General features: G+C 32.9%; 18 protein-coding genes and 2 pseudogenes. 2 read left to right on the top strand and 18 right to left on the bottom strand.

Annotated elements, in window-relative coordinates:
* Nucleotides 1-246: 246 nt before the first annotated feature.
* From acpS to rpe, 18 genes and pseudogenes are all read right to left on the bottom strand, one after another.
* Nucleotides 247-597: a holo-ACP synthase gene (gene acpS, locus J6V67_RS00425; RefSeq protein WP_291857160.1), complete on the bottom strand. Its 351-nt coding sequence runs from the start codon at nt 595-597 to the stop codon at nt 247-249.
* Entirely contained in the window at nt 594-1,109 is a 516-nt protein-coding gene (gene fliL, locus J6V67_RS00420; protein ID WP_291857158.1) for a flagellar basal body-associated protein FliL, read from the bottom strand. Before fliL ends, acpS begins: the two co-directional genes overlap by 4 nt.
* Before the next feature lie 55 nt (nt 1,110-1,164).
* The gene (locus J6V67_RS00415; protein WP_291857156.1) at nt 1,165-2,034 is read right to left on the bottom strand and encodes a fumarylacetoacetate hydrolase family protein; all 870 of its coding nucleotides are present in this window, start codon (nt 2,032-2,034) and stop codon (nt 1,165-1,167) included.
* Nucleotides 2,031-3,185 (bottom strand): aspartate aminotransferase family protein, encoded by a 1,155-nt coding sequence (locus J6V67_RS00410; RefSeq protein WP_291857154.1) that lies wholly within the window; start codon nt 3,183-3,185, stop codon nt 2,031-2,033. The genes J6V67_RS00415 and J6V67_RS00410 overlap by 4 nt, the downstream gene beginning before the upstream one ends.
* Nucleotides 3,186-3,188: 3 nt before the next feature.
* A complete protein-coding gene (locus tag J6V67_RS00405; RefSeq protein WP_291857152.1) occupies nt 3,189-3,812 on the bottom strand; it encodes a TRIC cation channel family protein in 624 nt (207 codons plus the stop codon).
* 24 nt (nt 3,813-3,836) lie between these two features.
* Nucleotides 3,837-4,322 carry a flavodoxin domain-containing protein gene (locus tag J6V67_RS00400; protein ID WP_291857150.1) on the bottom strand — a complete coding sequence of 162 codons (486 nt, stop codon included), beginning with the start codon at nt 4,320-4,322 and terminating at the stop codon, nt 3,837-3,839.
* A 118-nt stretch (nt 4,323-4,440) separates the two neighbouring features.
* Nucleotides 4,441-4,995: a 2-oxoacid:acceptor oxidoreductase family protein gene (locus J6V67_RS00395; RefSeq protein WP_291857148.1), complete on the bottom strand. Its 555-nt coding sequence runs from the start codon at nt 4,993-4,995 to the stop codon at nt 4,441-4,443.
* Complete coding sequence (locus J6V67_RS00390; protein ID WP_086246429.1) at nt 4,992-5,837, bottom strand: 2-oxoglutarate ferredoxin oxidoreductase subunit beta; 846 nt, start codon at nt 5,835-5,837, stop codon at nt 4,992-4,994. Before J6V67_RS00390 ends, J6V67_RS00395 begins: the two co-directional genes overlap by 4 nt.
* 2 nt (nt 5,838-5,839) lie before the next feature.
* Complete coding sequence (locus J6V67_RS00385; RefSeq protein ID WP_291857142.1) at nt 5,840-6,961, bottom strand: 2-oxoglutarate synthase subunit alpha; 1,122 nt, start codon at nt 6,959-6,961, stop codon at nt 5,840-5,842.
* A 9-nt stretch (nt 6,962-6,970) separates the two neighbouring features.
* Nucleotides 6,971-7,276 (bottom strand): 4Fe-4S binding protein, encoded by a 306-nt coding sequence (locus J6V67_RS00380; protein WP_291857140.1) that lies wholly within the window; start codon nt 7,274-7,276, stop codon nt 6,971-6,973.
* Nucleotides 7,277-7,486: 210 nt separating this feature from the next.
* Nucleotides 7,487-8,371, bottom strand: a complete 885-nt coding sequence (locus J6V67_RS00375) for an NAD(P)-binding domain-containing protein (RefSeq protein ID WP_291857138.1) — start codon at nt 8,369-8,371, stop codon at nt 7,487-7,489.
* A gap of 2 nt (nt 8,372-8,373) precedes the next feature.
* Nucleotides 8,374-10,566: pseudogene (locus tag J6V67_RS00370) on the bottom strand (NADP-dependent isocitrate dehydrogenase).
* Between the two features lie 92 nt (nt 10,567-10,658).
* Nucleotides 10,659-11,150, bottom strand: a complete 492-nt coding sequence (locus J6V67_RS00365; RefSeq protein ID WP_291857136.1) for a histidine phosphatase family protein — start codon at nt 11,148-11,150, stop codon at nt 10,659-10,661.
* A complete protein-coding gene (locus J6V67_RS00360; RefSeq protein ID WP_291857134.1) occupies nt 11,151-11,936 on the bottom strand; it encodes a ferritin-like domain-containing protein in 786 nt (261 codons plus the stop codon).
* Nucleotides 11,933-12,391 carry a rhomboid family intramembrane serine protease gene (locus J6V67_RS00355; RefSeq protein ID WP_291857162.1) on the bottom strand — a complete coding sequence of 153 codons (459 nt, stop codon included), beginning with the start codon at nt 12,389-12,391 and terminating at the stop codon, nt 11,933-11,935. The genes J6V67_RS00360 and J6V67_RS00355 overlap by 4 nt, the downstream gene beginning before the upstream one ends.
* Before the next feature lie 68 nt (nt 12,392-12,459).
* Nucleotides 12,460-13,083 carry an NlpC/P60 family protein gene (locus J6V67_RS00350; RefSeq protein WP_291857132.1) on the bottom strand — a complete coding sequence of 208 codons (624 nt, stop codon included), beginning with the start codon at nt 13,081-13,083 and terminating at the stop codon, nt 12,460-12,462.
* 10 nt (nt 13,084-13,093) lie between these two features.
* The gene (locus J6V67_RS00345) at nt 13,094-13,897 is read right to left on the bottom strand and encodes a 3'-5' exonuclease (RefSeq protein ID WP_291857130.1); all 804 of its coding nucleotides are present in this window, start codon (nt 13,895-13,897) and stop codon (nt 13,094-13,096) included.
* 14 nt (nt 13,898-13,911) lie between these two features.
* Nucleotides 13,912-14,553 carry a ribulose-phosphate 3-epimerase gene (gene rpe, locus J6V67_RS00340; protein ID WP_291857128.1) on the bottom strand — a complete coding sequence of 214 codons (642 nt, stop codon included), beginning with the start codon at nt 14,551-14,553 and terminating at the stop codon, nt 13,912-13,914.
* Nucleotides 14,554-14,678: 125 nt separating this feature from the next.
* Here rpe and rseP point away from each other — a divergent pair, with 125 nt between their 5' ends.
* Entirely contained in the window at nt 14,679-15,785 is a 1,107-nt protein-coding gene (gene rseP / locus J6V67_RS00335; RefSeq protein ID WP_291857126.1) for an RIP metalloprotease RseP, read from the top strand.
* A pseudogene (locus tag J6V67_RS00330) lies at nt 15,786-16,085 on the top strand (YggS family pyridoxal phosphate enzyme); the annotation flags it as partial.

The following is a 16,085-nucleotide window of genomic DNA, read 5'->3' as shown; positions in this document are numbered from 1 at the left end:
GAAAAACAAAAACTCATAGTTTGATTTTGCTAAAAATATTCCAAATAACGTTAAAATGAATCGCTAATCTATTTTTATATCAATTATATTTATAAATTTAAATTTTTTAGTAAACTAATCAATTTGAATTTTATTAAGCAAATATTGATTTTGGTAATTGTATTATTATATATTTTCAGATTTTAATTTAATAAAATATGGATTTAAAATTTAATTTGAATTATTTAATATTACAAATTATATGGCTTAATATCGCTCAATTATCACTGCAGCAATTGCAAATCCACCATCGTGAGTTATACTAAGAGAAGTATTTTTAACATTAAATTTATAAAGTATTTTTGTATTAAATTTGATCTTTGGCGCACCTTTATTATCTTTATAAATTGTAGCATCACCAAATCCAAATTCAGCTCCGATACCACAACCAAGCGCTTTACTAATAGCCTCTTTAGCAGCCCAAAAACCAGCTAAAGTAGCATTATTTTTAGCAAGTTCAATCTCGCTATCATTTAAAAATTTACGCAAAAATAGATCGCCGTGCCTGGCCTTGGCTGCAGCGATCCTATCAATACTTATAATATCAATACCTATCATTGTACAATAAAGTCAGTAAAAAATACATTTTTGATATAGCCATCTCTTAAAACTTCGTTAATTCTGGTAACTAACTCATCTTTTAGACGCTCTTTACCTTTAGCTGTGCTTACATCTTCATAAGTTTTAGCCGAAAGAGTTCTAATGATTATATCCCTAATTAGTGCTTGTTTTTTATCTATTTCTGGACTTAGGGTCTGTTCACTTAACTCCAAATTCATAGTAGTTTTTAGATATCTTGTACCACTCTCGCTAAGTAAATTTACTACATACTGATCCATTGGGTACATAGGGCCGATGTTAAAAAAGTCATTTGACCTCTGTTTTGGGGCCATATGTGATGCTGGTGTATTAGCTGCTTGAGATACTTGTTTATCATCTCCTCCGCCCATCAAAAGCATTGCAACAATTACCCCAATTATAAGTAAAAAGACCACTACACCTATAATCGCTATTAGTACCACTGGACTTTTTTTGCCTTCATTTTTTACATCTTCATCTGATGCTGCCATTTTTTCTCCTTTTTTTCTGTATTATATTTTAAATTTGCTTAAATATCCCTACTGCTTACTTGCCGACTATGTTTTTTAATACACCAATCCCTTCGATTTCGCACTCTACAATATCATCTTTTTTGAGATATTTTGGTGGAGTAAAGCCCATTCCAACACCACTTGGTGTACCTAAAGAAATTATCGTTCCAGCTTTTAGTGTCATTCCAGCACTTAAATCGCTTATTACATATGCTGCATCAAAAATCATATCAGCAGTATTTGCATTTTGACGCAATTCCCCATTAACTCTAGAAGCTATTTTTAAATTTGATATATCTAGATTAGTCTCAATCCATGGCCCCATCAATGTCGAACCATCTAAGCTCTTGCCATAATACCATTGTTTATAACGATTTTGAATATCTCTTGAACTAATATCATTTAAAATTGTATACCCAAAAACATATTCTAGCGCCCTATTTTGCGCTACATTAGTTGCGTCTTTGCCAATTATTAGCGCCAACTCAACCTCATAATCTAAAGTTTGTGTAATATGACTATGACTTGGGAATATTGCCCCATCACCTAAAATATAATTTGCTCGTTTGCCAAAATATACAGGAAATTCTCTTTTGCCATCAAATTCAATCTTTTTAAACCTATAAGACTCTTTGGCGTGTTCCATATAGTTAATTCCAAGACAAATAATATCTTGAAGAGGCGATAATATTGGTGCTAAAATCTCTACACTGTTATATGGTTCACCGCCTGTTTTTGTACTAAGGTCTTCTAAAATTTGGCGTTCATCTTGACTTAGTGTGGTGATTAATTCGTTCATATCCTTTTTATTTATTCCAGCATAACTAATATCAATTATGCAGTTATTTGCACTTAATATACCAAGCTTTATGCTTTCATCTTTTTTATAGGTGATTAGCCTCATTTTTTAGCCTTATTTATAGCTAAATTTAGTCTTATAAAGCCCTCTTTTAGCTCTTTTTTACTTAAATTTAAAGGAGGTAAAAATCTTAATGTATCCTTACCAGATCTTAAAACTAACAGCCCACACTCTAGTGCTTTAGTCACTATTTTAGCTAGAAATTCAACATCTTTTACTACTATACCTTGCATAAGACCAATGCCAACTCTTTTTTCAAAAATATCACTATTTTTACTGACTAATTTCTCTAAATTTTTTTCAAATTTAGCTATAGTTTTATTTAGTTTTCCGCTACTCTTTAGCGTCTCTAACTCGCTTAGGACGCACTCAGCTACACTTGTAACTAAAAATCCGCCACCAAATGTACTACCATGATCACCTGGAGTAAAAATCGCTTTTTTAGATGCGCATGCACCAATTGGCACTCCATTTCCCAGACCTTTAGCAAAAGTGATGATATCTGGCTCAATTTCATAAATTTTAGCTGTAACAAATTCTCCTGTTCGATAAACTCCACACTGAACTTCATCGGTGATCAATAAGATATCACGCTCACTTAAAACCCTAGCTAACTCTTGAACTTTTTCTTTATCAAGTGGATTTATCCCGCCTTCGCCTTGAACTAGCTCGATGATAACTGCAGCAGTATTTTCATCTAAATTTGCAATAATATCATCAATAGTATCATAAAATTTAAATCCATTAGGATACGGACCAAAATCATCTGGGTGAAATTTATCCTGTCCAGTCATAGCTAGCGTAGCAATTGTTCTACCGTGAAATGAGTTTTTTAAGCTGATAATTTCGCTTTTTTTACCATTACTATAGCCATATTTTCTAGCTAATTTTATAGCACACTCATTAGCCTCAGCGCCACTATTTGCAAAAAATAGTTCATACTCGCCACCGAGTAAATTTGAAATCTTATTAGCTAAGCGAGTTTGTGGAGCAATATTATATAAATTTGATGTATGAAGCAAGGTTTTAACCTGCTTAGCAATCACTTTAGTAATACTTTTATGAGAATGCCCTAAGGAGCAAACTCCAATACCGCTAGCAAAATCTATATAATCTTTACCATTATCATCCCATAAAATAGCACCATCTCCACGCACAAAGCCCACATCGGCTCTAGAATAGTTATTCATTAGCATAAATTAATCCTTATAGTGAATTTGCGGCAAATTCCAATTTCTATAGTATGCTACAAGCCGCCATGCAACACCAAATGTAAATAACACAAAAATACAATAAATATTAGTTAGTCCTGCTAGATGCATTAGATAATAAATCGCTCCAACACCCATACTAATCGTACCATATAATCCAGTTTTTAAAAACCACGGAACCTCATTTAATAGCACATCACGCATAATTCCGCCACCAACACCATTAAAAAACGCCACCATAATAACACCAAAGATATTTAAGCCAAACTCAAGTGAAACAATTGCTCCAACAATAGAAAAGCTCACCACATCTACAGCATCAGTCATAATAAAGATAAATTTTTTATCTAAGTTATTTCGTTCTTTTTCGTGAAATTTAAGTAAAAATGCCAAAATTATAACAGCTAAAACAATACAAATAGGAATATAATGTGTGAAGGAATATGCAGGGCGACCCACGATCATATCACGGATCAGGCCTCCACCAAGTGCAGTTAAAAATGCTGCTAAAAATACGCCTAACCAGTCGCATCCTCTGCGTATCCCAAATAAAAATCCGCTCAAAGATGCTGATGCTATACCGATATATTCTGCAAATAAAAAAGCTTCCATTGCTAGCTTTGAGCTTTATAAGACTTAGAATTCAGATTTGATAGATTCAATCCATCTATCGGCTCTAGCCTGCCAATCTTTATCATTTTTATAATCAATTGCAAGACCAATAAATTTACCATTTATAAGTGATAATGAATTTTTAAATACATATCCATCAATATCAGTTGAGCCTACAAGTTTAGCACCACGAATAAGCGGTAAAAATTCCACTAAACCATCAAGAAATGTCGTAGGATGCTTAACCTGTCCACCTACACCTACTAGCGCTAAAGTTTTACCACCAAATTCAGCTTCACCTATAATGTCTAATTTAGCTTTAAAATCTCTTTGAAGGTCGCCATGACCGTGTGTAGAGGCTGCAAAGATTAATTTATCATACTGATTTAAAAATTCAAGCGTAAGTTCTTTGGCATCGATTATTTCACTATCAAAATTTTTTGCTATATACTCAGCAACAACTTTTGTGTCACCAGCATTTGTTCCATATACTACACCAACTTTTGACATTTTTACCCTTTAATATTTAAATTTAAAAACGGCAATTATATCAAATTAAAATCTAAATTTTGCTTAATTATAGTGATAAAATGGGAACCAAAGCCAATATCGGCTTTGGTATTATAAGTTATTGCATACACTTAGCAGCGTACGCAAGCCCTAGGTCATAAGCTTTATTATTTGCTTCTTTTACCTTATCTGGAACTGAGCTTAGCATTTTATTTCTTACTATCTCTTCATCCATAACGCCTGTAAATTTAACAGCTACACCAAGGGCTACAACGCTTTGAGTAATTACATTACCTACTTCATCTTTAGCGATTGAAATAATTGGAATCTCATAGATTTTCCAACGTTTTTTATCCTCCTCGCTAGGTTTAACTAAATTTGGCTCAACTACGATGATACCGCCATCTTTTACACCTTCTTTAAAGGTATCGTAGCTATTTTGAGCAGTTGCAAGCATAAAGCAAATTTCGCCTTCATTTGCATATGGATATTTAATCTCTTCGTCACTTAAGATGATATCAACTTTAGTTGGACCACCACGAACTTGAGATGTATATGTAGATGCTTTTACACCATATCCACCAGCCTCAATCTTAGCTGCTGATAAAATCTCACCAGCTAAGATAACGCCTTGACCACCAACACCAACAAATCTTAACTCTGCTAAACTCATATTATCTCCTCAAAGTTGACTTTTGTCTTGTTTTGAGCTGCTTCTTTTACTTTAGCATATGCTTTGCAGTACTCTATGCGATTTTCATCTTTAAATAATATACCTGTAGGGAATTTACCTTTTTTCTCTTCATCGCTAAGAGTATCAAATTTAGCTTTAGATACAGTTCTATCATCTATCCATTTAACCATTTGAGTAGCTTCACCCATTTTATTTTTTCTACCCAAATTTATATGACAGTTTGAGAAAATATCAAAGAAGCTATAACCTTCGTGTTTAAAACCTTCAATTAACATTTTTTCTATTCTTGTAGGATTGATAACTGTCTCACGTCCAACAAATGTTGCGCCAGCAGCAGTTGCTAGTTTAGCAGCATCAAAGTTTGGATCAATATTACCCCACTGAGCTGTCACAGTCCAAAAACCTTGTGGAGTCGTAGGGCTTGTTTGTGAATTTGTAAGACCATAGATAAAGTTATTAATTAAAATATGGTTAATATCTATATTTCTACGACATCCATGAATTGTATGGTTTCCACCAATTGCTAAACCATCTCCATCTCCAGTTACTACGATAACATGTTTTTCTGGATTTGCTAATTTAATACCTGTAGCATATGCTATTGCACGACCGTGAGTTGTGTGCACTGTATTACAATTTACATAGCTTGAGAAGCGTCCACTACATCCAATACCGCTTACTACGCAAACATCATCCATATTCCAACCCATTGCGTCTATAGCACGGATAACACTTTTTAAAATTACGCCATCACCGCAACCCCAGCACCAAAGTGTTGGCATTTTACTTGTTCTTAAATAATTATCATAATTAAAAGCCATAATTAAAACTCCTTAACTTTGCTAATAATTTCGCTTGGGCTAATTGGCCTACCATTTGCTTTTAATAGTGTTTTAAAATCATCTCTTAAAGAGCATCTTTGTATCTCACCTAGATATTGACCCATATTTAGCTCAGTTACTAGAATATTTTTAAATTTAGCACAGATCTCTTTTATTTTAGCTTCTGGGCTTGGCCATAGCGTAATAGGTCTAAAGATACCAGCTTTAATTCCTTCAGCTCTTAATTTATCAACTGCTTCTTTGGCTGCCAAACTTACGCTACCATAACAGATTATACATACATCAGCATCATCTAGCTTATACTCTTCAAATTTGATAACTTCATCTAAATGAGCATGAATTTTATTAAATAATCTTTTAATATTATAATCTACAATTTTACCATCTTCAGTTGGAAAACCAGTAGGACCATGATGAAGACCGGTAATATGATAGCGATAGCCTTTAAAGAATGGATTTAGAGTTGCTGGTTCGTCCTCTTTGGCTTCATATGGATTATACTCGGCTGGATCTCCAGTAAATTCACGTCTTGGTTCGATAACTAAATCATTTACCTCTGGAATGACTGCTTTACCTTGCATATGACCAATAGTCTCATCAAGTAGTAGAAATACTGGCGTACTAAATCTATTTGCTAGATTAAATACTCTTACAGTTTCAGTGTAAATTTCATCTAGATTTCCTGGAGCTACTGCGATAGAACAAAAATCACCATGACTTGGGCTTTTAGCTTGCAATACATCACCTTGAGCTACACGAGTTGGAAGACCAGTAGAAGGACCACCACGCATTACATTTGCAATAACTAATGGAATTTCAGCGATAAATCCAAGACCAATTTGTTCAGCCTTTAGTGAAATACCAGGTCCAGAACTTGCAGTCATAGCTTTTGCACCACTCATACTAGCACCAAGAGCTACTGAAATACCAGCAATTTCATCTTCCATTTGTATAAAGTTACCACCATTTTTTGGTAGCATCACACTTAATTCATGTGCAATTTCGCTTGATGGGGTAATAGGATAACCGCCAAAAAAATTACAGCCACACTCAATAGCTGCTTTTGCTGCTAAAGCATTTCCTGTTGTTATTAACTCTCTCATTTGATATCCTTAATTAACTTTCCTAAAATGATTTGCCTTAATTGCGGCTGCTCTCTCTTTTGCTTCAGGGCTAAGCTTTGCAAATTTAAACCCTTTTTCAGCCACATAAATAGCAAAATCAGGACAATGAAGCTCACAATCCCTACAGCCGATGCATGCCTCAGGATGGCTAACTTCAATCATCATTCCTTGAATAGCATGGATATCTTCTTTCATATTCAAAACACCAGCAGGACAATAACTTACACAAATATCGCAAGCCTTACACCTACTCTCATCAACCCAAACTGCTATATTAAGCGGTTGTTCTATCATTACTATCTCCTATTAAATTTAAGTCTAACTTAAATAAAATTCCAAGCTACAATTGTAGCGACTAAGCTGCTTGTAAATCAAGCAAATAAACACCAAAATTTCGCTAAATGCAAAATTATAACTAAAACTTTTTGTGCAACTTTATCTTAAAAAAGTTAATAAAATAGATAAATAAAAAAACTAAAATTATAACTTTAGCTAAAGTTAAAATTAAACCCCATTTAGATTAAGATTATTTATATTAATTATAAATTCATCTATACTTTTATCTAAAATTTCTCTATCTTTTTGCTCTAAATTTAACTCTAATAACTCTTTTACACCATTTTTATCAATTTTTACTAAACGACTAAATGCTACTAAATTATCATCTAAAACCGAACAGCTAAGTGGCTTTAAATCACCATATATCAATGCTTGGCAGATATTTATCACACCAGCAGCTGGAGCATAAAACGCAGATGTATTCATCAATTTTACTATTAAAGCTCCGCCATTTATAGTTTGATATTTGATATTTTCAAACTCATTGCTACTTAAATTTTCACTACTTAAGCATATCATATTATCATTATGCATACCAATTACGCAAGATTTTGAGTTTTTCATATCTTTATTTAGGTAATTTTGTAGAGCAAATTTCAGCCTAGCACTATCTAGCTCGCCAGCCATTCCTATAATTTTTCTTTTATTAAATCCACTTGACTTATAGGCGACATATACCATTATATCAAGTGGATTTGTTACTACTATTATAGTTGAATTAGGAGCAAATTTAGCTATTTTTTTTGATGAATCCGCAACTATGCTGGCATTTATTTTAGCAAGCTCAGATCTACTTTGCCCATCTTTTCTAGCTACTCCAGCTGTGATTATGACTATATCAAAATCCTTTAAAAGCTCATAGTTATCTCCACCAACTACCTTAGCACTTTGAGATAATGCAATTGCCATTTGAGATAGATCTATTGCTTTAGCCTGGGCCAAATTTGAATTGATATCAATTAATGCAATATTATCACACATCTGTCTAGAAAGTAGTAGGCTAGCTATACTAGCCCCCACATTTCCAGCGCCTATTATTGCGATTTTCACAACTATTTCTTAAGAGATTGATTATAAATTGCACTTGGTCTCATAACAGCTGAGACTTTAGCATCATCAAAAATATAATATCCACCTACATCTACACTATTTCCTTGAGAACCATTTAACTCATCTGTAATTATAGATTTATTCTCATTTAAAGCTGCTGCTATACCGCTAAATTTAGCTGATAATTCACTTTTTGCCAACTCATCAGCCCAGTATAATGCTAAATAGAAATGGCTACCACGGTTATCATTTTCACCTACATTTTTGCGTGGTGAGTTATCGTTTTTAAGATAGCTTACAATTGCTTTATCTAATGTATCAGCTAGGATTGCAGCCTCTTTTTTGCCGCTTATATTTGCTAGGTGTTCAAGGCTTGCACCAAGTGCTAAAAACTCACCTAAACTATCCCAGCGAAGATGGTTTTCTTCTATTAATTGTTGAGCAATTTTAGGAGCGCTACCACCAGCACCAGTCTCAAATAGACCACCACCATTTAATAGAGGAACAATTGATAACATTTTTGCACTTGTTCCAAGTTCTAAAATTGGGAATAGATCCGTTAAATAATCTCTTAATACATTGCCAGTTACGCTAATTGCATCTTTGCCGGTTCTAATTATAGAGATTGATTTTTTAATTGCCTCTGTTGGTGCTGCGATACTAATATCTAAACCGCTTAAATCATAATTTTTAAGCTCTGAATTTACTATTTCGATCATACTAGCATCGTGAGCTCTAGCACTATCAAGCCAGAAAATTGCAGTTGATTTTGTAGCATTAGCTCTATTTATTGCTAGCTTAATCCAATCTTTGATAGCTTCGCTTTTTGCTTGCATTGCTCTAAATATATCACCAGCTTCAACATCAAATTCCATCTTTTGACCAGCACTACTGCTAACTGTAATTTTACCAGCCTCACTAGCTATAAATGTCTTATCATGACTACCATACTCTTCAGCTTTTTTAGCCATTAGGCCGACATTTGAAACACTACCAATAGTTGCTGGATTTAGTGCGCCATTTGCTTTTAAATCATCTATAGTAGCTTCGTATATAGTTGCATATGTACGATCAGGAATAACTGCTAAAGTATCAGCTGTTTTTCCATCTTTATTCCACATTTTACCACTATTTCTAATCATAGCAGGCATAGAAGCATCGATAATTACATCGCTTGGTACATGCAGGTTTGTAATACCCTTATCGCTATCTACCATTGCTAAATCTGGATTTTTATCTAAAATTTCATTATATTTTGCTATAATCTTATCTTTTATAGGCAGGTTTTCTATTTTAGCAAATAGATCTTTTAAGCCGTTATTTGTTACTACTCCGGCTGCATTTAGCTCACTACCAAATTCTTCAAAAATTTCTGCAAAGAATACTTTAACAAAGTGGCCAAACATAACTGGATCGCTAACTTTCATCATCGTGGCTTTTAAATGCACTGAATATAAAAGAGATTCATCTTTAGCCTCTTGAATTGTTTTAGCAATAAATTTATCTAGTTTTGCAGCACTCATAAATGTAGCACTAACTACATCACCACTAGCAGCTTTTATACCATCTTTTAGTACTTTTGTATTGCCATTTTTATCGTTAAATTCGATTTTAAATTAACTCTAGTCTTTTACTATTAATTATTTTTCATTACCATAGAAATCAACTCTATCCATATAAGCAACTCTTGTTTTAATACTACTATCCCATGCTCCATTTTTATGTGGGAATTCCTTTGCATAAGCTTTAACTGCACCAGCGCATCTTCTATCGCTATTGCCTTCTCTTAAAACAGGATTTACAGCGCTTCCTAAAACTTTAGCATACCTTGCTTTTATATCAGCTTCTTTATCATTAGCTGGGTTTTCTGGATAATTAGGTACATCAAAACCCTTTGATTGCAACTCAGCAATAGCTGCATTTAATTGAGGAAGAGAAGCTGAAATATTTGGAAGTTTGATGATATTTGCTGTTTTTTCTTTAGTCATTTCACCCAAGATTTCTAGGTAATTTGGAACTTTTTGGTCATCTTTTAGATTCTCAGGAAAGTTTGCCAAAATCCTACCAGCTAGTGAGATATCCATAGTATCAATGCTAATTCCAGCACGACCTAAAAATTCTTTAATAACTGGTAAAAGTGAAAATGTAGCCAATGCTGGCGCCTCATCTGTGTAAGTATAGATTATATCTGCCATTTATTTCCTTTATTTAAAATTTTGCTTATTTTATCAATTTTTAACTAAATTCAACCATTAAACTATAGATAAATTTTATAATTTATCTAAATTTAAGCTTCAACTACCTTTTTTGGATAGTCAAATAGTAACACTTTGCCCGTTCCAGCTGAAATTTGTCCAAATTCACTCACATCAAATTCAATCCCAAAAACTCCACCTTTAGGAATATTTCCGATGTGACTATCGCTTAATAGTTCGCAAATTTGCGTAATTGTTTCATTATGCCCTACAATAAAAACTGTATTAATCTCAGCGCTAATCTTAGAAATGATACTTAGATAATCTTGTATATTTGCCTCATAAAGAGATTCTTCAAATGCAATCTCTTTAGTAAAACCAAGCTCTTTAGCAATGATTTTAGCTGTTTTGGCTGTACGATTTGCTGGTGATGATATTATCATCTGCGGCATAATACCACTAGATTTTAATCTATTAGCTATCAATTTTGCAGCATCTTTTCCTTTATCGCTTAGCTCTCTAATAAAATCATTTTGAGCCACTTTTTTAGCTTTTGCATGACGAATAAAATATATATTTTTCATTTAATTCTCCTGAAATTTTTGCATTCTATCAATCTCATCTTGACTAAAGCCAGCCATTAATCTATGTTTTACATCTAATGCTCTTTTAGCCTCAAAGGCTCTTGGGTAATAGTCTCTTACGATATCAATCCAATTACTATGTTCTACACCATCACGCTCACAGGCAAATTTAAACCATTTATCTCCCTTGCTAACATGATCAATCTCCTCTTTATGGATAACTTTTAAAATCTCTAAAATACCATCTTTATCCCCATTAGAGATTAACTTTTGCATCATAAATAAATTTGAATCTAGCCCATTTGCCTCCATATATCGTGGCAATACAGCCATACGATTTATGAGTGAATTTTGAGTTTGTTTAAGCGCTACAAATAGACCATCATGCACAGCATAATCGCCATATTTTACACCCAATTCACTCATTTTATTAGCTATCATCTTAAAGTGATATATCTCATCTTTAGCTACCTCAAGCCAATCAAAATAATATTCTATAGGTAAATTTCTAAATCTATAACAAGCATCCAAGGCAATATCAATCGCACTATACTCAATATGAGCTATAGAGTGTAAAAATGCTTGAGTGCTATGCTTTTGCTTTAACTCTTTTAAAGATTTTACATCGCAGAATTTAGCATAACTTGGAGTTATAAGCGGCAAAATTGGACTATTATGTTCCATCTTATAGTATTGAAAATTATTCCAAATTTGAATAAATTTATCAAACTTCTGCTCTAAATCTGAACAGTTTAAACACTCCCAAATTTCATCAAAAAATCTCATTTTAACACCTTAAAAAATCCAGCTAAATACCCAACACCAAATCCTATTAAATGCGCATACCATGCTACGCTAATCCCTATTAATAGTGGCGCAAAGCTCACTAATAATATAACAATTATTAACCCTTTACGATTAAATCTATCTATATAAGCTAAAAATCCAAGCAATACAGATATTGCTCCACTAGCCCCAACTAAATTTACACTCTCAAAAGCTAAATATCCAAGGCTTAAAAGTCCAGTTATCACTCCACCAATAATATATAAAATTCCAAATTTAACCCAGCCTAAATATCGCTCTAAAATCGAGCCAAACTGAAAAAGCACTGCCATATTCATTAAAATATGCATAAACGAGCCGTGAATAAACATAGATGATAAAATCTGCCAATACGCTCCAGCAAAAAATAGCTCATTTAAACCAAAATATAATCCAAACTCATATGGATTATATATTAAATACTACAAAGCATATATAGCGCAATTTAACTCAATCAATACGGGTGTAACTATTAAATTTACTCTCATTTTACATATATATTTTTATCAACTCTACCAAAACCTGAAAATCTATTTGATACCAGGCAACTTGGTTCATAACAATTAGCAATTATATAAGCATTTATCTTTTTTCCATCTACTTTGTGAGTATCTTTATGTTGTAAATTCATAATGCTAATAATATTCTTACCATTTATATTATGTAAAAATTCAATTCCGCCATTACTTTTAACCTTTGTTACTATTCCAATATGTGTGATTTTATGACTGCTTTTATTTCGTGTAACATGAGTTGTGTTGTTAAAAAATATCAAATCACCAGGCTTTGGATTGCTATAATATAGCCTATTTTTACTCCCATATAGATTATACATCGCTTGTGATCTTCTACCATCTCTATCATAAAATTTACTTAGATTATCAAATTCGTAGATATTATTATTTTTTTGATTTATTATCACAATTAGCGCTGAGCAGTCAAAAGCCACTTTGCCGATATATTGGCTTAAATTTAGAGTATAATCATAATGATTTAAATAGCTTTTATATAATCCTTGATTATCAATATCTATACTTTTTGGTTCTTGAATAATAGTACTACATCCACCAAATAATAGAGTTAAAATAAAAATAATAACTGCTCTCACCATCACCTCCTCAAATTTGCTTAGCTAAATTTACTTGTTCGCTCATCTTTGGCACTCTTAATGTTTTTGCTGTCTTGCTAAATAGTATTAAATCCTCTACGCTTTGAATATGCCACGGTAGTCGCTTTATGCATTCTTTAAATATTTCACAAGCAGCAATAGCATCATTTAATGCTCTATGATGAGCGTTATCAATGCCTAAAATTTGCTTTAAAGCTCCCAGTCCATATCTATGTGATTCAATTGTTCTTCTAGCTAGATCAATTGTGCAAATTTTACGATTTAAAAGCATTCCAAATCCTTGTTTAGCAAGACTAAGACTAATAAATTCATAATCAAAATTTACATTATGTGCCACAAAAACAGCATCACCTAAAAATAGCCGAAATTTCTCCAAAGCATTTGCTAGCCTTGGTGCCCCAATTAAATCAAACTGATAAATCCCAGTTAATTCACTAATATTTTGTGGAACTTCGCTAGCCCATACCAAGGTCTCAAATCTGCCAATCTCCTTGCCACCTTGAATCTTTACTGCGCCAATCTCAATAATTTGACCGCTATTTATTCCACCGCTTGTCTCGATATCAACAATACAAAAAACTTGCTCATTAAAATCCCTAAATCTTGTTGGCATCATTATCTTGCCATTTTGAGATCGCTCTAGTTCAAGCCCCAAAAGTCGCCAACCAGCCAAATTTTTTGGTTCTATAATATCGGTTAACTCCTCTATATCACTAGCCTTTTGTAAAAAATCGTGATAATTTAGGCTGCTTTTTGCTAGTAAATTTATAAAATTATCTAATTTATTTTTCAAATTTGCTCTTTTAGTTAAATTTTTAATGCTTTTATAGCTTGAGCATAGTCATTACTACCAAAAATAAAACTTCCAGCTACTACAATATCCACTCCGGCTGCATCCAAATCAGATACATTTAACCCATTTACTCCACCATCTACCTCTATCATACATTTAGCATTTCTTGATTCTATCAACTCTCTTAATTGCATCGCTTTTGGTAGCACTGATGAGATAAACTTTTGCCCGCCAAATCCTGGATTTACGCTCATTAAAAGAACCATATCAACCTCATTTATAATATACTCCAAAGAGCTTACTGGAGTATGAGGATTTAATACAATGGCTGGACTTACTCCATTTTTACGAATATGGTCAATTAGTCTTAGCGGATGCTTTTCTTCTTCAATATGAAAGCTGATAAATTTAGGCTTTAACGGTAAAAATAGATCAACAAAAAATGGAACATTTTCTACCATTAAATGAATATCAAGTGGTTTTGTAGATGCCTTTGCTACAGCCTCGACAACCAAAGGGCCAATTGTCAAATTTGGCACAAAATGACCATCCATTACATCTACATGTATCAAGTCAGCCCCAGCATCACATACATCTTTTACTTCCTTAGCTATTGAACCAAAATCAGCCGATAAAATACTTGGAGCTACATACATTTTTACACCTTAAAGAATTTATTTAAAAGGATTATTCTACTCAAATTTTAATAAAATTATCTTTATAATTATAGCTTATTATATATTTTTTGTTATACTTGTGCAATTTTTTATAAGGATAAATTTTGAGAAGTTTAATATTTGTCTTAGCGCTTTTAGTTGCTAGCTTTTGGTACTGGGGAGTGCACTTTGGTATAACCATACTAGCTTTATCGTTTTTAATATTTTTTCATGAGCTTGGCCATTTTTTAGCTGCTAAATATTTTGGTGTTTTTGTTAAAACCTTTAGCATTGGTTTTGGAGAAAAAATTTATAGCAAAAAATTTGGCAATACAATCTACTGCATAAGTGCAATTCCACTTGGTGGATATGTGCAATTAAAAGGTCAAGATGATACAGACCCACGCCATAAAAATTATGATAGTGATAGCTACAATACTCTAAACCCATTTAAGCGAATTATTATCCTTTTTGCTGGGCCTTTTTTTAATATCTTATTAGCATTTATTTTGTATATAATAATTGGATTTATAGGTGTAGAGAGATTAGCTCCAGTTGTAGGCGCTACTTTGCCAGATTCGGCTGCGCTAAATGCTCAAATTCAAAAAAATGATAAAATCCTAGCCATAGATGGAGTCAAAATTAAAGAGTGGGATGATATTAAAAAGCATATTTCAACAAAACCTACTAATATATTAATATTACGTGATGGAAAAGAGATTAGTATAACTCTAACACCAAAAATCGGCCAGAGTAAAAATATCTTTGGTGAGACCATAAAGACGCCACTTATTGGAATAACTCCAAGTGGAGAGACTATAACTATATATAATACCGGTTTTGATAGCCTTAAATTTGCCTATAATGAGACTTTAGAAGCTTCAAAACTCATATATAAAGGATTAGAAAAACTAATCACTGGAATAGTGCCGATCCAAGAGATGGGCGGGATAGTGGCAATGGCTGATATTACTACTAAAGCTAGTCAAATTAGCCTATCTGTGCTTTTAATCATTGTAGCTCTTATATCTGTAAATTTAGGAATTTTAAATCTTCTTCCACTGCCAGTACTCGATGGTGGGCATATATTATTTAATATTTATGAGATGGTATTTCATAAACCAGTAAATGAGCGTATATTTATAGGGCTTAGCTATGCTTCTATGGCTCTACTTTTTACCTTAATGGCGTTTACCGTTGTAAATGATATAATTAGATTAGCAGGAGAATAGATGAATTTAGATAATATTTTAAAAGATATTGATAACAAAGCAAGATTAATAGCTGTAAGTAAAAATGTAACCGAAAATGAGGTAATAGCACTATATAATCAAGGTTTAAGAGAATTTGGTGAAAATAGAGTCCAAGAGCTAAAGAGAAAGAGTGAAATTTTATCAAATTTAGATATCAAATGGCACTTTATAGGCCGTCTACAAAGCAATAAAATAAATCAACTTATATCGCTTCGCCCTACTTTATGGCAAAGTTGCGAGAGTCTAGAGATGGCGCTTGAGGTAGATAAAAGATTACAT

The organism is Campylobacter sp. (assembly GCF_017646085.1).
In the GTDB taxonomy this organism is placed as follows: domain Bacteria; phylum Campylobacterota; class Campylobacteria; order Campylobacterales; family Campylobacteraceae; genus Campylobacter.
Note: the sequence above shows the minus strand (reverse complement) of the source record. Positions and strands in the feature narration are given on the sequence as shown.